We start from the raw sequence: 19,469 nt of genomic DNA, 5'->3' as shown, positions 1-19,469 counted from the left end.
CGATTACATCGAGATGTTCTATAACCCTAAACGCCGACACAGCAGTGCTATGCAGCTGTCTCCAGTAGAGTATGAGAAACGCTATTTCCTGAGCTTGGAGAGTGTCTAGGAAACCAGGGGCGATTCACCCTAACGAGGCGGCAACAACTCGTCATTTTCATCATTATGATTATAGTATCTACGGCACTAACCCAGTAACTCCAGCTCTGCTAGTGTCTTCAATCGACGTAGCAGCCGCACATGAACCAGACTCAAACTTTAGGAGAGATCTTTCCAAAGTTATAAACATAGGGAGCAGATGATACGAGCCCATCCCTTTATCGCATTTCTCAAGCTCAGTGAACCATAAAGTGGCGCTGCGTTGCCTCCTCAATGATAATTTGAAAATATCTAATGCGTTGGCAACCAGTGCTCTACCACCGATTGAGTAAAAATAGCTATTTTGGTTAGTGGAGTGGCTGCTCTTGGCTGATCGCAATACTTATACAATCGACGAAAACATCTAACACGAACTTCAATCAACTGCGTACGCTCATGACTCTAAAAAGGATAGTTTTAGGGATAAAGAACTTACACGGAAGAAAATTAATCAATTTAAATTATATACTTATGCTCTTTTTCGACTCTTGGTGCCCAAAGGGTCTATAGAAGCGCAGACCTTTTTGTGCGCCTATCTGAAACCTGCTCCCGCGAGGGCTTGATCGAAATGACGATTCCCGACAAGCCCCGCAGTCGTTTGCAGAAGTATCGATTGACCCTGTTAGGTCGCAACTTTCAGAAGGCGTAACAAAAAGGCCCACCTCCCGGTGAGCCTTCTTCCTTCACACAGCGCTTTTAACTACTCACCCCCAACCGCCTCATCTCAATCCCGTCCAACACTGCATCCACCAACCCTTTCGCCATTTCCGCCGAATGCATCGGCGCCAGCAGGAGCCCGTTGCTGATGGGCAGGTCTGCGCTTTCAAAGGTTTGCTGGAGGGTGTCGTAGATGCCTTGCATAAGTAACGAGGCGTGGACCAGGGCGTCTTCTGCGTCTATGTCGGCGCGGACGGTGAACAAGGGAGGATGCCCGGCGTCGCATTGCCCAAAGACCAGGGCGGCCGTTTTGCCGAGGAAGGCCTGCGGTGGATCTGGAACGATCTTCTTCATGATGAATTTCCTTTTCTGTCGATGAAGCCATCACAACCTGCGACCAAACAGATTGGTGACGACCGTACGCGGGTTGGTCGACCGGGACAAAAAGGCAAAACCCAGCAGGCACGAATGCCTCCCGCGCACAGCCGCCATAGCACGAGCCTACGGACGCGAAGCGACCGTATTCGTGAAAGACAGCTTTTGCATTTTTGATAAGCCGGGCGACCAAACCCGATCGCTGATACGCAGCGACCGCGGAAGCCTACAGCCCATCCCCCAGCGAGGCAAGAACACCCTGCCCCCAAACCGCCCCGCTGAAACACGCGGAACTAAATCCCCTACAAACCGGGCTAATCCAGTATCACCCACCAAACCCCACAGGCCCTCGACGTGAGCGATCCCCAAGCCCTTCCCGCCGGTCTGCACTACGTGGACGACACCCTGCCCGGCATCCGCCGGCGCAAGCTGCGCGGCAAGTTCGCGTACTTCGATAGCCAGGGCGAGCGCATCCGCGATGCGCAGGTCGTGGCGCGCATCAATGCGCTGGCGGTGCCGCCGGCCTACACGGATGTGTGGATCTGCGCTGACCCCAACGGGCATCTCCAGGCCACCGGCCGCGATGCGCGGGGGCGCAAGCAATACCGCTATCACCCGCGCTGGCGCGAGGTGCGCGACGCGGACAAGTACGCCAGTCTGCTGGCCTTCGGCAAGGCGCTGCCGGCCCTGCGGGAAACCTTGCAGCAGCACCTCGCCCTGCCGCTGCACAGCCGGGAAAAGGTGCTGGCGACGGTGATCCAGTTGCTCGATGACACGCTGATCCGCATCGGTAACGCCCGGTATGCCGAGCAGAACCGCTCTTACGGGCTGACCACGCTGCGCAATCGTCATGTCGAGGTGAGCGGCAGCACGATCCGTTTTCACTTTCGCGGCAAGAGCGGTATCGAGCATGAGGTGAGCGTGAATGACCGGCGCCTGGCACGCATTATCAAGTGCTGTCTGGAGCTGCCCGGGCAACAACTGTTTCAGTACCTGGATGAAAACGGCGAGCGCCACAGTGTGACGTCCAGCGATATCAACAGTTACCTGCGGGAGCTGACCGGCGCCGAGTTCACCGCGAAGCACTATCGCACCTGGGCCGGCAGCGCCCTGGCACTGACGCTGCTGCGCGAGCTGGAATGGGAGCCTGAAACCACGGCGAAAAAGCATGTGGTGGCGATGGTCGGGGAAGTGGCCGCCGAGCTGCGCAATACGCCGGCGGTGTGTCGCAAGTGCTATATCCACCCGGCGCTGTTTCAGGCGTTTCATGCCGGAGAACTGGCCAGCCTGCGCCAGGCCACGCCGCGCAAGGGGCTGCGCGCTGAAGAGAGCCTGTTGATGCGCTTTCTCGAAAAGCTGTCGGCCAGCGCGGAGCAGGCCGGGATGGCTGAGGTGAACGGGCCGCCGTCCGCCTCCTGAACCGCCGGTCCGCTTTGTGCGGTCCGCCTCGACGCAAGGAAATTCACCCCTTGCGCACAACACCCCTCGCCAAGATAATGCGACCGATTACCATTAACGTCCTGGCACCCTCCCCATGTCGGCACTTGATCATTCGGCGCTTCATCGGCTGTACAGCGAGCACAACGGTTGGCTCAAGGGCTGGTTGCGGGTTCGCCTGGGCAACACCGCCGATGCGGCCGACCTGGCGCAGGACACGTTCATCCGGGTGATGACGGCGCGCAATGCCGAGCCGATCCGCGAGCCCCGCGGTTATTTGAGCGCCATCGCCAGCTCGCTGCTGATCGACAAGTCGCGCCGTCGCACGATCGAGCAGGCCTATCTGCAAGCCCTGGCGCTGCGGCCCGAGCCGGTGGAGGTGTCGCCGGAGGTGCGGCTGTCGATCATCGAGATGCTGATGTCGATCGACGCGATGCTCGATGAGCTGGGCAGCCGCACGCGGGAGATTTTTCTCGCGGTGCAGCTTGAAGGGCTGACCTACGTGGCCGCCGCCGAGCGCTTCAATGTGTCGGTGACCACGGTGAAGAATCACCTGATCCGCGCCATGACCCGCTGCCTGCTGCTGGTCGAACCCGAATGAGCACCGCGCCGGACCTCAAGATTCTCGAGGCCGCTGCCACCTGGTACGTGCAGCTCAATGACGGCGCCCACGACGACGCGCGAACCCTGGCCTGGCAGGCGTGGCTGCGGGCCAGCCCCCAGCACGCCGCGGCGTGGGCACGGGTGGAATTGCTGCAGCAACAATGGACGCAAGTCTCTCCGCACGCCGCCCTCTCCGGCTTGAGCGCGGCGCAGGCTCAGCGGCGGGATGTGTTGAAGGTGCTCGGCATGCTCATCGCCGTCGGCGGCACCTGGCTGGCCAGCGAGCAGGTGCCGTACCGGGCGATGCTCGCGCAGCAGCGCACCGGCTTCGGCGAGCGCCGCGCGCTGCAACTGGAAGACGGCTCGCAGTTGCACCTGAACGTGAATTCCGCGGTGGATATCCGCTTTGACGGGCAGCAGCGGCTGGTGCGGTTGTTCCGCGGCGAGATCATGATCCAGACCGCCAAGGACCCGGCCCAGCGCCCGTTCATCGTGCACACCGACGACGGCAGCGTGCGCGCCCTCGGCACGCGCTTTTGCGTGCGGCAACTGGACGGGCGAACGCGGGTCGGGGTGCTGGAGGATGCGGTCGAGCTGCGTCCGCTCGACGATCCCGCCCAGGTGTCGCGGCTGAGCGCCGGGCAGCAGGCGAGCTTCGATTTTGCGCACGTCGAGGCGGTCAGCGCGCTGCCCTCCGGCGCCAGCGCCTGGACGCAGGGCATGCTCAGCGTGAACGACTGGCATCTGGGCGACTTCATCGCGGAACTGGAGCGCTACCGCCCCGGCGTGCTGCGCTGTGCGGCAGCGGTTCGGGACTTGAGCATTTCCGGCGCGTTCCGCGTCGACGACAGCGACACGATCCTGGAAAACCTCGGGCGGACGCTGCCGGTGCAGGTCCGTTATCTGACGCGCTATTGGGTCAGCATCGAGGCGGTTTGAGCCGCTGTTGCAAATAGTCTGTCCGCGACCTTGCTGATTTTGATTCTCATCCGTCAATGACATACGCCGCGATCACAGCGAGTTTCTGCCATTACAACGGAAGGATCATCCATGCGTCAGTCACCCCTTACCACCACGACCAAGATAAGCCGCGCGGTTCGCCTCGCGGTGCTGGGTGCGTCCCTCGCCACGCTGCCCGGCCTGGCCCTGTTGCCGGCCCAGGCGATGGCGCAAAGCCAGGGCACTTATCAGATCAGCGCCGGCCCGCTGGGCAACGCCCTGACCCAGTTCGGCGTGCAGGCCGGGGTGACGATTTCGTTCGACACCGAACAGACGCGCAACCTCACCACCAACGGACTCGACGGTGCGTACAGCGTCGATGAAGGCCTGGCGCGCCTGCTCGGCAACAGCGGCCTGCGGGCCGAGCGCCAGGGCAACGGCGGTTATGTGCTGGTCGCAAGCCAGGCGTCGGCGGCGCTGGAGCTGGGCGCCACCGAGGTGACGTCGAACCAGTTGGGCACCATCACCGAAGGCAGCGGTTCGTACACCCCCGGCACCATCGCCACGGCCACGCGCCTGGTGCTGACGCCGCGGGAGACGCCGCAGTCGATTTCGGTGGTGACTCGCCAAGTAATGGACGATTTCGGCCTCACCGCCATCGATGACGTGATGCGCCACACGCCGGGCATCACGGTCTCGACCTACGACACCGAACGTACCAACTACTATTCTCGCGGCTTCTCCATCGTCAACTTCCAGTACGACGGCATGCCGACCCTGCGTGACGCCCAGTACTCGGCCGGGCAGACGCTGACGGACATGGCCCTGTACGACCGCGTTGAAGTGCTCAAAGGCGCCACCGGCCTGCTGACCGGCGCCGGCGGCCCGGGCGGCACTATCAACCTGATTCGCAAGAAACCCACGTCCGACTTCAAAAGCAGTATCGAAGTCGGCGCCGGCTCCTGGGACAACTACCGCACGCAGATCGACGTGAGCGGCCCGCTGACCGACACCGGCAACGTGCGCGGCCGGGCAGTGGCGGCCTATCAGGACAAGAAATCCTTCCTCGACCACTACTCGCGCAAGACCGAGGTCTACTACGGCATTCTTGAGGTGGACCTGAGCCCGGAAACCCTGTTGACTCTGGGCGCCGACTATCAGGACAGCGAACCCAAGGGTTCGAGCTGGACCGGCACCCGCACCATCTTCGATGCGGTCGGCAACAAACTCGACCTGCCCCGCGCCTTCAACAACGGCCCGAAATGGAGCAGTTGGGAGCAATACAGCCGCACTGTGTTCGCCACGCTGGAACACAACTTCGACAATGGCTGGGTCGCCAAAGGCCAATACAACCACCAGATAAACGGCTACGACGCGCCCTTGGGCTACATCTCCCAGGATTCGGCCACGGCCAGTTCGATCTACGCCCGCAAGTACACCGGCGAAACCACCAGCGACAGTCTCGACGCTTACGCCAGCGGGCCGTTCGAGCTGTTTGGCCGTGAACACGAGCTGGTGATCGGCCAGTCTCTTTCCATTTCCAAATGGAAGGGCAAGGACTTCTCCAACGCCACTTACTTCGACAACTCCTACGACTTCTACCAATGGCACGGCGAAGCCATCGAACCGCTGTGGAACCAGCCGACCAAGATCAACGACGAGACCACCCGGCAGACCGGTACCTACCTCACCGGCCGCTTCAGCCTGATGGATGACTTGCACCTGTTGCTCGGCTCGCGGATCGCCAATTACCAGGTCACAGGCACCAGCGATACCCAGGAAAGTGGCAAGGTCGTGCCTTACGCCGGACTGGTCTACGACCTCAACGACAACTTCTCCGCCTACGCCAGCTACACCGAGATCTTCCAGCCGCAGACCCAATACCGCGACCGCACACGCAAGATGCTCGATCCCAATGAAGGGAAAAACTACGAGTTCGGGCTCAAGGGTGAATTCTTCGACGGCCGCCTGAATTCGAGCCTCGCCTACTTCGAAGTCCACGAAGAAAACCGCCCGATCGCCGACACCCTGTTCAACTCCACGCCGGGCGCCGAGTACTCCTACGTGGGCACCAAGACCAAGACCAAGGGCTACGAAGCGGAGATTTCCGGCGAGCTCAGCCCTGGCTGGCAGTTGCAGGCGGGCTACACCCACAAGGTCAGCCGCAACGATGACGACGACAAGGTCGCGACCTGGGAACCGGAAGATCAGGTCAGCTTCTACACCAGCTACAAACTGAAGGGCAGTCTCGACAAGCTCACCGTCGGCGGCGGCGCGCGCTGGCAGAGCGCCGGCTGGCAGACGGTGTACAACTGGGGCTACGACAACCGCGCCGGACGGTACGAGAAATTCACCCAGGACCCGTACTGGCTGGTGGACCTGATGGCCCGCTACCAGTTCACGGAGAACCTGTCGGCGACCGTCAACGTCAACAACCTGTTCGACAAGAAGTACTTCACCAACATCGGCTTCTACGACTCGGCCTACTACGGCGACCCGCGCAATGTGATGGTGACGACTCGCTGGGATTTCTGATCTCGACGCGTAAAAAGCGGCCTTGTGATTCCGCGTGAGCCGAATACACTTCTTATTCGGCTCACAAAATGAGCCGAATAGATTCCGTATTCGGCTCAGAGATTTCCCATGACACCCCATTGGATCTGGCAACAACCGCAATGGCCGGCCTTTCACTGGCAGGCGGATCAGCTCGGCGAGTTGCTGCGCCAGTGCGTGCATGAGCAAGGCTTGCTGGCGGGAAAGATGGGGGCGGTGGGCGACGAGCAGAGCCGGCAAAGCATGCTCGATGCGTTGTTGCAGAACATCATCACCTCATCCGCCATCGAGGGTGAAACGCTGAATGCGGGGTCGGTGCGTTCATCGCTGGCCCGGCGCCTGGGCGTGGATGAGGTAGACACAAGCCAGACCAGCGCGCGTAGCGAAGGTCTTGCCGAGCTGATGCTGAATGCCATCCAACACCCGGAACAGCCACTGACGCAGGAACGCCTGCTGCACTGGCACAACCTGCTGTTTCCGAACCAGGACGCTTCACTGGCGCAGCGCTCGCTGCGGGTAGGCCAGTTGCGCGGCGATGAGCCGATGCAAGTGGTATCCGGCAGACTGGACCGGCCCACAGTGCATTTCGAGGCCCCGCCGCGCGAAGGGCTGGAAACGCAACTGGAGCGTTTCCTCGACTGGTTCAATGGTGACTCGCACGCGCTGCATCCACTGCTGCGCGCGGGCGTGGCGCATTTCTGGTTCGTGACGTTGCATCCCTTCGACGACGGCAACGGCCGGCTGACTCGAGCCATCACCGACCTGGCCCTGGCCCAGGGCGAACAGCAGGCGATCCGCTTCTACGCCATGTCCGCCAGCATTCTCGAAAACCGCGCAGGCTATTACCGCATCCTGGAACAGAGTCAGAAGGGTACGGTGAATATCACTGAATGGCTGATGTGGTTTCTACAAACGCTGTTGGCGGCCATGAATCAGGCGTTGGGAACCATTGATCGCGTGCTGAACAAAGCGCGGTTCTGGCAGGCGCATCGTTTGACACCGCTGTCGGCGGAGCAGTTGAAGGTGCTCAATCGACTGCTGGACGGCGGCGCCAAGGGCTTCGAACACGGCATCAGCGCCGCGCAGTATCAGGCGGTAGCGAAGGTGAGCAAAGCGACGGCGACGCGGCATCTGGCGGATTTGCTGGAGAAGGGGTTACTGGAAAAACTTGAAGGCGGGGGGCGGAGTACGCGGTATCGGGTTGTGGAAGGGTGAGCTATTCAGCGGTCAGGCGCTATCGCATGAGTTGAGCCTCAATTCTGTAGGAGCGGCTGTTAGCCGCGATGGGTTCCGCGTCAAGCCATCCTGTCAATTCACCACCACATTCCTCTGCCACCCCTCCGCCACGCTGATATGGCTCAGCCGTCCCTGCCCATCGAACAACATCCAGTCACTCCCCACGCACCGAACCTGCACATCCGACGCCGGCCAGTCGAGGCTGGCGCAGAGTTGGTCGCTGCCGCGGTGGGTGAAGTAAACGCGGGTGTCTTCGCCGGCAAGGGCATAGCAAGCCACCAGCCACGGGCCGGAAAGGTAGAGGTTGAGCGGGTCTTCTGTCGGGGTGTTTTCTTCGAAACCGGGCAGTCGATAGCCCTTGCGGTCGCCCTCGCGATCCAGCACCAGAATCGCCTCGGCGCCGGGTTTGAGCTTGAGGCCCACTTCGGTAACGTCGCCGTTGGCCGTCAGCAGCAAGAAGCTGTTTTCATGCTTCAGCCCCGGCAGCGGATCGTTGCCCACCAGCCGCCGCTCAGGCAGGCGGTAATGCCACACGTGGCCGCTACCGTCGGCACCGTGCAGCCAGATGGATTCGTTGTGTTCATCCTCTTTGAGCGCCAGCACGCGGCCCGGCAAGTCGCTGACATGCCACAGGGTGGTGAAGTCGCGGTCGGCGTCGACCACACGTAACTGGTGGTCCCGGCCAATGGTCCAGCCGGTGCCGTCGAATGAGCGAGCGAAGACGTCGAAGCGCAGGACGCCAAGGTCGATGGCGCTGCGGTTGACCAGGTCGAGCTTGCTGACGCGCCAGACGTCACTGCGCCTGGCAACCACCAGCGCGACCTGACGGCTGTGACCGATGACGATGGCCTGGGCGGGCACGGGGAAGTGGAAGACCGTTTTGCCGTGGGCGTCGATCACCGCCGCGCCGGCTTCGCCGAGGGCGATCAGGTAGCGTTGGTCGTCGAGCGGGACGGCGTCGAAGATCGGTCGGCTGCCCAGCTCCGGGGCGGTCCATTCCTGCACGGCGTCGACGCTGTCCAGCGGCACCACGGTTGAGTGCGGCGGGGCTTTGTTGGGCAGGTCGCTGAGCAGGAGGTTGTCCTTGCTCATTTTGATCATGGCCTTGAGTTGATCCTGGGTCAGTTGGCCGTGGCCGCCCGCCTGATCGGCGACGACGGCATTGGCGATGGCGCCAGCCAGCCATGCCAGGGCGCCGCCACGGGTTTTGTGTTCCAGCAGGGCTCGGACCAGCACGGCACGTTCGGCGTGGCGCTTGGGGTCGTCGCGCAGTTGCTCGACCCAGTCGCTGTAGGCATCGAGCGTGTCGGGCAACAGGATCGCGCGTTTGACCAGCGCGCCAATCGCCAACTGGCCGCCCGCCGCTTCGGCGTTGAGCAGCCATTGCGCGGCGCGCTCGCGCTCGGCGGGCAGGCTCCAGATCACGTCGACGGCCTGCAGCCAGAGGCCTTTGCCAGTGAGGGCTTCGGCCCATTCCAGGCGCAGGCGGTCGGCGCTTTCCGGCCACTTTTCCTGCAGCAATGCCACGGCGTCGGCAAAGGCGTCGTCGCGGCGGGCCACGAGAATCGCGCGCTGCCAGTCACCCGCCGCACACAGCAGGCGCACGATCATCGCCGGCGCCATGTCCCAGGCGAGGGCCAGCTCAGCGGCCTGGGTGTGTCGGCCGTGGATTTCCAGATAGTCGAGGGCTTCCTGGCGGGCCTTGAGCAGTTCGGCGAGGACGAAGGCCGCTTCATCGACCCGGCCTTCGCGGTCCAGGCGCTCGAACGAGTGACGGTAGATTTTCCGCAGGTGATCGTCCATGCCCTCGTCCATGAGCATGCTTCGCGCCGGCCCGCGTTGGCCGTTGAGGCTGAGGTCGTCGCGGCGTTTGGGCGCGCCGAACGCCTGTTCGCGGCTGCCCTGCTCGTCGCCGAGGGGGATGGCGTGACGCAAGGCTTCCTGGAAATCGCCGCTCTCGAACATCTCGAGCATGCGCCGCATGTAGTCGGCCTGGCGTTTGCCGTAGAGGGCCGACAAGCGCGAATTGAGGGTGAGGCGGGTCAGCAGGCGGCGCCACAAGGCGGGGCGGGATTGTGTTGGGCGCGCGCGGCCTGGAAGCGCTGGAGGCTTGGCCGGTGCGTCTGCCGTTCCCGGCGATTGGGGACGTGACGCCGGCTGTGCGCTGTGCCGGCGTTGCAGCAACGCGCGCACCGCCGCCAACAGCAGCGTCACCACGATTGCACCGATGAGCGTCGCGGCGATCATCTTGAGGACCGCGTTCCAGGTGTCCGCATCGTTGGCCGACGCTGAGCTGACGCCGCCACCGCTCAACCAGCGCAAGGCGATGATGATCGCAATGGCCACCCCCAGCTTCGGCCAGACGGACGATGTCGAATCAGGACGCTGCCACTCATCTTTACCCGCTGCCTCGGCGGAAGCTTTCGGCCCGGCCTGTGCGTTCTGCTGCCGCGCCTGCAGGGCGTTCATCACCCCTTCCCGCTCCGGGCTGACCGGCGCCAGCGCGTCGCCGAAGATTTCCCGCGTATCGGCGGACGGCGTCAGCAGATCGAGATCCGGTTCCGCCAGCGTGCTGCGGCAGTCGTAGGTGTCCAGCAGGGTGTAGCCGCTGATATCGATCCACTGCTCCGGCGACAGCACTTCGGCGTCGCGCAGGTGCAGGGCCTCGACGTGGCTACCGCGTACCAGCCAGAGGTCCGCCGTTGGCATCGTGCGGATTTCTTCGGGGCTGAGCAGCGCGGAACACAGGGCGCGGCCCTGACGAATCAGCGGCCAGCCGGTCAGGGTTTCGCAGTGCACCGACAGCGGCTGGCGCAAGCGCAACAGGTCGCCATCGACAAAGCGCCAGGCACTGGCGCCGGTCTGCCACTGGCTCAGGATCAGCCGCGCCGCCGCGTGTTCATCGAAGCGTTCGCGGGGCAGCCACAGGCCGTCGATCAATTGGTGCCCGGTCAACACCGGGCGGCGAATCAACGCCACGTTGTCATCAAGCACCCGACAGCATCCTTGTGGTTTCCGGTGTCTGGTTGCAGCTCACCTGCAGCCGCAATCTGCCTTGCGCCAGCGAGTACACCAACAGCTCGCGGGCGCTGGTGAGGACGGCGATCAGCTCGGTCATCGGGCAGTAGCTGTAGCGCACGATTTCTTCGCTGGTGGTGAACAGCATCCGCTGCTCCCCTTCCTCGTAGAGGGCGACGCTGCGCTGGTTCGGGCCCAGCAGCACCAGGGCGCAATGGTGTTCTTCCTTGCGCTGTCGAAGGCCGATGCCTCTCCAGCCGGGGGCCAGTTCGATGCGCTCCGAGCGCACGGGAAAGCTGCTGGCGGTGATCACCGTCCAGCGCTCGCTGCCGTTCTCGACCGAGCACAACGCGCAGCCGCCGAAGCCCACGCGCCACGGCCAGCCGGCGATGAACAGCACTTGGGTGACGTCCTTGGCCGGGCCCACCATGAACGGCCCCACGACACCCGAAACACCTACGGCGCTGGCGTACAACTGGCTGCCGTCGCGGCGCACGTAAGCCATGGCGTCCTCGTCGACCTTGGCCATCGCCATCACGTCGTCTGCCAGGTAGCGGGTCTTGCCGTTGTCGGGCCCGGCATCGGTTTTGCCCGCGATGGACCAGCTCGCCAGATGGCCTTTGCTGTCCAGCAGAAGCAGGCGGCTGGCGGTGCTGTTGCGAATCCAGACGGTGGGCAGCAGCGTGGCGGTGCCGGGCGGCAGTTGCAGTTGATCGCGGCTTGGTTTGTCTACCGCCCTCAGGCCGCTCATGTGCCAGAAACGCAGTTGATCCCCCTCACTCAACACCGCGCCAATGGAGCGCCCGAGGAAGGTAATCCCCAACGGCGAAGAGCTGCCGCTCCAGACCGAGGTGCGCACTTCCAGCCCCTTTTTCTGGTGATGCGCCGGCAGCTTGATGACCACCATGCCGGGCTGATCGAGCAGCCTGAGCGCCACGTGGCCGCCGTGGCTGGAGATGATCGGCGCGAGGGTCTGGGCGACACGCGGCACGGCGCCTTTGACCGGTGCGGCAACCACTTCGCCTTCGAACTGGCCCTTGAGCAATTGCAGCGCCGAGCCCTCATCAGGGATCGGCAGCAACACCCGGCGTTGGCTGCTCGCCAGCAATTCGAACGTCAGGCTTTGGCCGTCGAGGCTACGGTGCAGGTGCACGCGGTGGGAGCAGAACTGGCGGTCGCTGGCGGGCAGGCGCTGTCCCACCAGCCAGCACTCGCCGGCCTGTTGCGACTGTTCGCCGAGCCAGTGACGCCAGGTCTGCCAGTGTTCCTCGCTGACCACGTTCCAGGTGCGCGCGGCGAGCAACGCCTTGAGCTGCGCCGCGCCATCGAGGGGGCGCAACTGCGGCGCGTCCTGGAGAATGCCCCAACGCAATTCGGCGCCCGCTTCTTGCGCACGGCGCGCGAGCAGCATCAACAAGGCCAGATGCACCAGCCGCGCCGCGCCCAGTTGCAGCGGACCGGCATCGAACAGCACCACGATCAGGCGACTGGCCTGCCGCGCCTGGTACTGCGGGGCGAGAAACATGTGCTCACCGGAGACCGCCCGGCGCAGGAATTCTTCCGGCACCTCGCCCGCCAGCAGCCATTCGCTGGACAGCAGGCGCTCGTAGGAACCGCGACGCTGCAGGTCGCCCAGGCCGTCGGGCTCGGGCACACCGCCTTGTTGCAGGCCGCGCCACGGACCGAGGATCGGGTTGAGGCGCCCGAGCAGATCGGCGAACAACGGCAGGTGCTCGGGGGCGAACCAGGTCAGCCATTGCCGCCACGGTTGCAGGGAGTCAGGTAATTGCATCAGCGGCCCGTCCAGTGCGCGGCGATGCGCTGCACATGCTGCGACGTCAGCGGCAGTTGTCGATCAAGGGGAACCACCGCCTGCGGCTCACGCCAGAGCAACAGCGGCGCTCGGGAAAAGGCGCGCGACAGCGCCTGGCCGAGCAGGTCCAGCGGCACTTCGGGTTCCCAACTGGTGGGCAGCCACAGACCGGGCGCGCGCTCATCGGTAGCGGCATATTCAACGCCATCGACCCACGGCAAATCCTCGGCCGCACCACACACCACCAGCACATCGCGATTGGCCGTGGCTTGCAGCCGCGCCGCCTGTTCTTCGGGCAACGTCGCCAGACGCGCATGCAGGCGCCGCGCAGCATCGCCCCAGCCCACCGCCGCCTGGGGCGCGGCCGCTTCGGAGCGCGGTCGCCAGCCCCAGCTCATCAGCGGGGCATTCATACAGTGCTGGTCAGCAGGCGGGTCACGCGTCCACGAACGTCCTGCAGTTGGGCCGGCATGGTCTGGCTGTTGAAGTTGGCGTCGATTTCCCGCAGCAGGTTTTCCAGTTGCGCGCTGGCGGGTGGCTCGCGGCGGGCGAGGTAGTCTTCGGCGGTTTCCAGGAGACGGCTGAGCCGCGACATCGGCTGCAAGGTCGCCTCTTCCACGGCACTGAACAAATGGCTGTTGCTGGACTGGGCGAACAGATCGCGCAGGACCTCGCGACCGTGCTGCTGAATCTCCTTGGTCGGCAGCACGTACAGCAGCGGCCACAGGTCCGCTTCGCTGGCTTCGGTGCGACCACTGAGCAACGCGGCGGCGGCGATCAGGCGCTGGGACTTGACGATGCGCCGGTCCGACAACTGCACCCCGGCCTCGCGCAGGCGGCGGATGGCCTGGGCCAGCGCGGGACGAACCTGCGCGAGGTCGACATCTTTCAGCGCATGGCCCAGCACATCCAGCTGGCTCAATCCCAGCAGTTGCTGGACCGGGCGCTGCTCGGACTGCCAGCCGCCGGACAGCATCGCTTCAAGCTGGTTGTCCGGCACCGAATCGACGAACAGGTGCAGCAGGAAGCGATCACCGAAGGCCGCCAGCGCTTCATCGTCCGGCAGGCCGTTGGCGGCGCCGACGCACACCCGCAGCGGGCATTGGATCTGGGTGTGACCGCGGCGGAAGCGGCGTTCGTTGAGCACGCCGAGCAGCGTATTGAGGATCGCGGTGGAGCCGAGGAAAACTTCGTCGAGGAAGACGATATCGGCTTCGGGCAGCATGCCGCTGACATCGGTTTCCACCGTGCCCTCGCGCAGCTTTTTCAGGTCCACGGTGCCGAACAGCTCGGAGGGCTCGGTGAAGCGTCCGAGCAGGTATTCGAAATAGCGCCCGCCCATGCACTGCGCCACCCGGCGCACCACCGCGCTCTTGGCGGTGCCGGGCGGACCGACCACCAGAATGTGCTCCTGCGCGACGGCGGCGAGGACAATCAGCTCGGCCAGTTGCTCCCGCCCCACCAACCCCTCGGTGGCGACCCGCACCGCCTGACGAATCTGTGCGGCAGCGCTGTGCAATGACGCGGACATAAGCACCTTCCCTGAGCTGAAACGAAGAATCTTGCCTCAGGAAAAGGCGTAATCACAAGAAGGAAGATGCCGTGATAGAGCACCTGATTGCCCAGATAACCAAGCCCTGAACTATTGACGCCGCTCATGAATCCTCAAAAAAACCACAGCAGCAACAAGATAAAAACAAACGGTATGGCAGAATGATATCGCCGGAGCACTCAATGCTCCTGCGCCTTCATTCTCTTCTTTAAAAGGATTTTCAATGCGTAACAGCATCAAGCTGCTCGGCACTGCTCTGGGTTTCGCCATCCTCACCGGTTGCGCCTCCGTACCGATGGGTTCCACTGAAGCAGACGCCCAGCTCAAGACCTTCTCCGCGCCACCTGCAGACAAGTCTGGCCTGTACATTTACCGCGACAGCTTCACCGGACAAGCACTGAAGAAATCGCTGACGGTTAACGGCGAACTCATCGGCGAAACGGCGAAAGGCGTGTACTTCCACCGCTTCCTCGCCCCAGGCAAACACGTTATCGGCACTGAATCCGAGTTCAGCGACAACACCCTCACCCTGGTTACCGAGCCGGGTAAGAACTACTACCTGCGCCAGTACATCAAGATGGGTGCATTCGTAGGTGGCGCTGGCCTGGAGCAAATCTCCGAAGCCCAGGCGCAGCGTGATCTGAAAGATTGCTGCAAGCTGGCCGCGTCGAAGTAAGGTTTTCGACGCGGTAATCCGAGCCTTCGAATCAAGGTCCGAAGGCTCGGACTGTCACACTCGACGCCCACCCTTGCGCGTCAATTCCAGCCGCCGATAGGTCGCCGGCGAAAGCCCTTCCAGCTTCTCCAGACACGCCGCCGGATCGTTCAGCGGCAGTTTCTTCAGTGCTTCGAAATCCCGCTCCCACCACTGGGTCGCCAGTAGGCGCTCGATCATCTCTTCGGAATAGCGATAGCGAATGACCCGCGCCGGCACGCCGGCGACCACGGCATAGGGCGGGACATCCTGGGTGACCAGGGCGCGGGTGGCGATGATGGCACCGGTGCCGATGTGTACACCTTCGAGAATCAGCGCTTCATGGCCGACCCAGACGTCATGGCCGAGGGTAGCCATCTCGATCGGCGCATCGTATTCCCAGTCGGTGTCGGTGTACTGGAAGGGATGGGTGCTGAGCCAGTCGGTGGGATGGTTGTGTTTTTCCTGGCCGATGACCACGCCGTTGCCGATGGAGCAAAAGCGCCCGATGGCACCGACGAACTGCAACTGACCTTCGCCGCGAATGTAGGTGTGGGCACCGATGGACAGCGCATGGCTGACAACCTGCACGTTGCCCATGCGCACACCGTCTTCGAGGGTGAGCACGGACTTTTTGTGGAACTTCGACAAGCGGCTGCCAAGCTTGCAGCCCTGGCGGCGGATCCAGCGGTTCCAGTACCAATCAGTGAGGATCATCCTCGACTCCAGCAGTTTTCGACGTCTTTCACCCTAGCGGCAAAGGGGCGAAATGGTAGCGGTTTGGCGTGGGAAGTGCAGCATCGGGCGGATGTCGTCGCCATCGGTTGTCGTGGCTTCCAGCAGGAGGATCAGACTCTCCGCTACTGCCTTGGGGCGTCGTGACCTTGAGTGAGCTTTTCATCAATCGAATATCCCCGGAAAGTGACCGGCCCCACTCGTCAGTTCACGGCTCAACGCGGTTTTGCAACGCCCTCCCCGATAAAACAGTTTTACCAAAACCCCAGGTTTTCTCCCGCCCCGCTTTGCCTATCCTTGGCGCGATCAAGAGCCCTGCGGAAACCTCATGAAAGCGTTGTTCCAAAGCCGTTACGCCTGTCTGGCCGGCTGCCTGTCGTTCTTCTTCATCAGCCTTCCTTTTCTTCCCGCCCATGCCTGGCTCTGGCCGTTGACGGTGATCACCGCGCTGCTAAGTCTGGTCGGGCTGAACGATCTGCGGCAGATGCACCACGCGGTGCGGCGCAATTATCCGATCCTCGGCAACCTGCGTTATCTGATCGAAACCATCCGCCCGGAAATCCGCCAGTACCTGATCGAGGGCGATGACGAGCAGTTGCCGTTTTCCCGCGCGCAGCGTTCGCTGGTCTACGCCCGGGCCAAGAACGAGAGCGCGGAGAAAGCCTTCGGCACGCTGAAGGATGCCTACCGTCCCGGCTTCGAGTTCATCAGCCATTCGATGCTGCCGGCACCGACACCCGACCCGGCGTCGTTTCGTATTTCCATCGGCGGGCCGCAGTGCAAGCAACCGTATTCGGCCTCCATCTTCAACATCTCGGCGATGAGTTTCGGCGCGCTTAGCGCCAATGCCATCGCCGCGCTGAACAAGGGCGCGCGGCGCGGGCGTTTCGCCCATGACACGGGCGAAGGCAGTATCAGCCCGTACCACCGTGAACACGGCGGCGACCTGATCTGGGAGATCGGCAGCGGCTATTTCGGCTGCCGCACCGCCGAAGGCCGTTTTGACCCGCAGCGCTTCGCCGAGCAGGCGCGTGATCCACAAGTAAAGATGATCGAGATCAAGCTGAGCCAAGGCGCCAAGCCCGGGCATGGCGGGATCCTGCCGGCGCATAAGGTCAGCCCGGAAATTGCCGCGACGCGCGGGGTGATGGTCGGCGAGGACTGTATTTCACCGGCGGCGCACAGTGCATTTTCCACCCCCATCGGCCTGCTGGAATTCGTTGCGCGGCTGCGCGAGTTGTCTGGCGGCAAGCCGGTGGGTTTCAAGTTCTGCCTGGGGCATCCGTGGGAATTCATGGGCATCGCCAAGGCGATGCTGGCGACCGGCATCACCCCGGATTTCATCGTGGTCGATGGCAAGGAAGGCGGCACCGGCGCGGCGCCGCGGGAGTTCAGCGACAACATCGGCGTGCCGATGCGCGAGGGGCTGATGTTCGTGCACAACACGTTGGTCGGACTGAACCTGCGTAGCCGGATCCGCATCGGCGCGGCGGGCAAGATCGTCAGCGCCTTCGATATCGCCGCCGTGCTGGCCATTGGCGCGGACTGGGTAAATTCGGCGCGCGGCTTCATGTTCGCCATCGGCTGTATCCAGTCGCAGAGCTGTCACACCAACGCCTGCCCGACCGGCGTCGCCACTCAGGATCCGCTGCGACAACGAGCATTGGTGGTGCCGGAGAAGGCGGATCGGGTTTTCAGCTTTCATCGCAATACGCTGCATGCGTTAGCCGAGATGCTCGCGGCGGCGGGACTGGAGCACCCGAGCGAACTCAAGCCCAAGCATCTGGTGCGGCGGATAAGCCCCAGCGAAATTCGGCTGTTTTCCCAGGTGCACTTGTTCCTCAAGCCAGGGGAATTGCTCAGCGGCTCGATCGACAGTGAGTTTTATGCGCGGATGTGGCGGATGGCCCGGAGCGACAGCTTTGAGCCGGAGACGGAGGATGCGGGGGTGAAGGTGCCACGGGGGGAGATGGAGGTGGCTTGAAAGCATCGCTGGCAATCCAGCTCCCACAGGTGGTGGGGTGGAAGCTTGCCAGCGATCGGGGCCGCAAGGCGGCCCCGGGTACAGCTAGATCAGGATCAGAAGATGCTGATCGGGTACTCAACGAAGATGCGCAGTTCGTTGCCGTCGTCGTTGTAGCCGTTTTCACGCACGCTATCCGAAGTACGCAGGAACGAGCTGCGAACTTTCAGGCTCAGGTCCTTGGCAGGGCCTTCCTGTACGACGTACTTGAACTGGTTGAAGATTTCGCGCTCAGTGCCTTCGCCATAACCGTGGGTGTTGATGTTGTCACCACGCACGTAGGCAACGGAGTAGGTCAGACCCGGTACGCCGAAGGCGCCGAAGTCCAGGCCGTAGCCGATCTGCCAGGAACGCTCGTCTTCAGCGTTGAAGTCGGACCAGTAGGAGTTGGCCAGGTAGATGGTCGAACCACCGTCACCCACGCCAGCCCGGTCCTGGTACCAGCCGTACTGGTAGCCGGTGCTGCCGGTGCTGCGCTGGTGAGCGATGGTCACCGAGTGCGGGCCGAAAGCGTAGGTCGCCGCCAGGCTCCAGATGGTGTTGCTGTCGCCAGTCAGGTCGGCCTTCTGGACGAACTTCTTGTCGATGTCCGACTTGTAGCCGTTGAAGTCCAGGGTCAGCGACTGATCCTTGGCAATGGCGTGGACGTAGTTGACGCCCAGGTAGTGCTTCTTCAGCACGTCTTCGACATCGGAGGTGTACAGCGAGGCGGTCAGGTTCGGCGCGAACTTGTAGGTACCGCCGAATACGTTGATCGACTTCAGAGCGGTGTCACGTTGTTCGGTGGACTTGCGAGCTTCGCGGGTGTAACGACCAGCGTTCAGCTCCAGGCCTTCGATTTCCTTGGAGTTGATCGAAGTGCCGGTGAAGCTTTCAGGCAGCAGACGCGCGTCGTCATATTGCAGCACTGGCAGCGAAGGCATTTGGTCGCCGTACTTCAGCACGGTGTTGGAAACGCGGAATTTGACCGCTGCGCCGCCACGAGAGATGTCGTGCTGGGCGTTGCCGCTATCGCCACGCTTGAAGAAGTCGATACCGCCGCCTTCGTTGTGACCGCTACCGCCGTCCAGACGCACTGCGTACAGGCCGAAGGCATCAACGCCGACGCCAACGGTGCCCTGGGTGAAGCCCGAGCTGAACTTGCCGATGAAGCCTTGGCCCCACTGCATCTGGTCGTTGGTGTCGTGCTTCTTGTCACGCTTGATGTAAGCGTTGCGCAGCAGCAGCGAGGCGCTGCTGTCTTCGACGAAGCCTTTGGAAGCGGCTTGGTCGTTGGCCATTGCCTGAGTGGCGGCCATAAGACCCAGTGCGAGCAGACTGATCCTGGTTTTCAACATCTTGTTTTCCTTATTACGTGATGGATACGCGCTGCAGCCAAACGCCAGAACCACGCCCCCTGCGTGGGTTGACGCTCACGGACTGGAAATAAAAAGCCCGCGTGCGATCGATCGCAGCGGGCCTTTTATTTTTGAGTCTTGGCCAGTGGGCCTACAGGCGTTGGGCCGAATCCTAGCCGCGCCCGGAACGGCATGTCAAAAATTCGTGAAGGAATGATGTCAAATTTCATGTTTTCCGCCGTTTCGGCTGCGAATTCCTCGCAACGGGCAGCGCATTTCGTGGGTAAAAACGGCTGAAACTGCCCATTTGGACAGGGTTTATAGAAGCGCTGAAAAGTTTCATCAAAGACACATTTAGA

The 19,469-nt window shown here is 62.7% G+C and carries 16 protein-coding genes; 9 read left to right on the top strand and 7 right to left on the bottom strand.

Annotation, left to right across the window (positions count from 1 at the left end):
• Nucleotides 1–109, top strand: a 109-nt coding sequence (locus CKW37_RS28905) for an IS3 family transposase (RefSeq protein WP_135192744.1), incomplete at its 5' end; no start/stop codon positions are given.
• 555 nt (nucleotides 110–664) lie between these two features.
• The gene (locus CKW37_RS33875; RefSeq protein ID WP_371864344.1) at nucleotides 665–787 is read left to right on the top strand and encodes a Fic family protein; all 123 of its coding nucleotides are present in this window, start codon (nucleotides 665–667) and stop codon (nucleotides 785–787) included.
• 47 nt (nucleotides 788–834) lie between these two features.
• Here the strand turns inward: CKW37_RS33875 and CKW37_RS28900 are convergent, their stop codons facing one another.
• A complete protein-coding gene (locus tag CKW37_RS28900) occupies nucleotides 835–1,149 on the bottom strand; it encodes a DUF3077 domain-containing protein (RefSeq protein ID WP_095159520.1) in 315 nt (104 codons plus the stop codon).
• A 375-nt stretch (nucleotides 1,150–1,524) separates the two neighbouring features.
• Between CKW37_RS28900 and CKW37_RS28895 the strand changes: the two genes are divergently transcribed.
• The 5 genes from CKW37_RS28895 (at nucleotide 1,525) to CKW37_RS28875 (ending at nucleotide 7,917) form a co-directional block, all read left to right on the top strand.
• On the top strand, nucleotides 1,525–2,589 hold the full coding sequence (locus CKW37_RS28895; RefSeq protein WP_095159519.1) for a DNA topoisomerase IB: 1,065 nt from the start codon (nucleotides 1,525–1,527) through the stop codon (nucleotides 2,587–2,589).
• A 115-nt stretch (nucleotides 2,590–2,704) separates the two neighbouring features.
• The gene (locus CKW37_RS28890; RefSeq protein WP_095159518.1) at nucleotides 2,705–3,208 is read left to right on the top strand and encodes a sigma-70 family RNA polymerase sigma factor; all 504 of its coding nucleotides are present in this window, start codon (nucleotides 2,705–2,707) and stop codon (nucleotides 3,206–3,208) included.
• Nucleotides 3,205–4,149, top strand: a complete 945-nt coding sequence (locus CKW37_RS28885) for a FecR domain-containing protein (protein WP_095159517.1) — start codon at nucleotides 3,205–3,207, stop codon at nucleotides 4,147–4,149. The genes CKW37_RS28890 and CKW37_RS28885 overlap by 4 nt, the downstream gene beginning before the upstream one ends.
• Before the next feature lie 111 nt (nucleotides 4,150–4,260).
• A complete protein-coding gene (locus tag CKW37_RS28880; RefSeq protein ID WP_095159516.1) occupies nucleotides 4,261–6,684 on the top strand; it encodes a TonB-dependent siderophore receptor in 2,424 nt (807 codons plus the stop codon).
• 108 nt (nucleotides 6,685–6,792) lie between these two features.
• Nucleotides 6,793–7,917, top strand: coding sequence for a Fic family protein (locus CKW37_RS28875; protein ID WP_095159515.1), 1,125 nt, complete (start codon nucleotides 6,793–6,795; stop codon nucleotides 7,915–7,917).
• 93 nt (nucleotides 7,918–8,010) lie between these two features.
• On the opposite strand, the gene CKW37_RS28870 is transcribed toward CKW37_RS28875, so the two are convergent.
• The 4 genes from CKW37_RS28870 to CKW37_RS28855 are packed head-to-tail and all read right to left on the bottom strand — an operon-like array spanning nucleotide 8,011 to nucleotide 14,300.
• Entirely contained in the window at nucleotides 8,011–10,932 is a 2,922-nt protein-coding gene (locus tag CKW37_RS28870; protein ID WP_095159514.1) for a bpX6 domain-containing protein, read from the bottom strand.
• On the bottom strand, nucleotides 10,925–12,748 hold the full coding sequence (locus CKW37_RS28865) for a hypothetical protein (protein WP_095159513.1): 1,824 nt from the start codon (nucleotides 12,746–12,748) through the stop codon (nucleotides 10,925–10,927). The genes CKW37_RS28870 and CKW37_RS28865 overlap by 8 nt, the downstream gene beginning before the upstream one ends.
• Nucleotides 12,748–13,182 carry a hypothetical protein gene (locus CKW37_RS28860; protein ID WP_095159512.1) on the bottom strand — a complete coding sequence of 145 codons (435 nt, stop codon included), beginning with the start codon at nucleotides 13,180–13,182 and terminating at the stop codon, nucleotides 12,748–12,750. Before CKW37_RS28860 ends, CKW37_RS28865 begins: the two co-directional genes overlap by 1 nt.
• The gene (locus tag CKW37_RS28855; protein ID WP_095159511.1) at nucleotides 13,179–14,300 is read right to left on the bottom strand and encodes an AAA family ATPase; all 1,122 of its coding nucleotides are present in this window, start codon (nucleotides 14,298–14,300) and stop codon (nucleotides 13,179–13,181) included. Before CKW37_RS28855 ends, CKW37_RS28860 begins: the two co-directional genes overlap by 4 nt.
• Nucleotides 14,301–14,544: 244 nt before the next feature.
• Between CKW37_RS28855 and CKW37_RS28850 the strand changes: the two genes are divergently transcribed.
• Nucleotides 14,545–14,997, top strand: a complete 453-nt coding sequence (locus CKW37_RS28850; RefSeq protein ID WP_095159510.1) for a DUF2846 domain-containing protein — start codon at nucleotides 14,545–14,547, stop codon at nucleotides 14,995–14,997.
• Between the two features lie 54 nt (nucleotides 14,998–15,051).
• Here CKW37_RS28850 and CKW37_RS28845 read toward each other — a convergent pair whose 3' ends face one another.
• Nucleotides 15,052–15,732, bottom strand: coding sequence for a CatB-related O-acetyltransferase (locus CKW37_RS28845; RefSeq protein ID WP_159985339.1), 681 nt, complete (start codon nucleotides 15,730–15,732; stop codon nucleotides 15,052–15,054).
• Nucleotides 15,733–16,078: 346 nt separating this feature from the next.
• Here CKW37_RS28845 and CKW37_RS28840 point away from each other — a divergent pair, with 346 nt between their 5' ends.
• Nucleotides 16,079–17,734, top strand: coding sequence for an FMN-binding glutamate synthase family protein (locus CKW37_RS28840; RefSeq protein ID WP_095159509.1), 1,656 nt, complete (start codon nucleotides 16,079–16,081; stop codon nucleotides 17,732–17,734).
• Nucleotides 17,735–17,829: 95 nt separating this feature from the next.
• On the opposite strand, the gene CKW37_RS28835 is transcribed toward CKW37_RS28840, so the two are convergent.
• Nucleotides 17,830–19,110: an OprD family porin gene (locus CKW37_RS28835; RefSeq protein WP_095159508.1), complete on the bottom strand. Its 1,281-nt coding sequence runs from the start codon at nucleotides 19,108–19,110 to the stop codon at nucleotides 17,830–17,832.
• Between the last annotated feature and the right edge of the window lie 359 nt (nucleotides 19,111–19,469).

Origin of the sequence: Pseudomonas sp. Irchel 3E13 (assembly GCF_900187455.1) — a bacterium.
GTDB lineage: Bacteria > Pseudomonadota > Gammaproteobacteria > Pseudomonadales > Pseudomonadaceae > Aquipseudomonas.
This window is presented reverse-complemented; position numbering and strand designations above follow the sequence as displayed.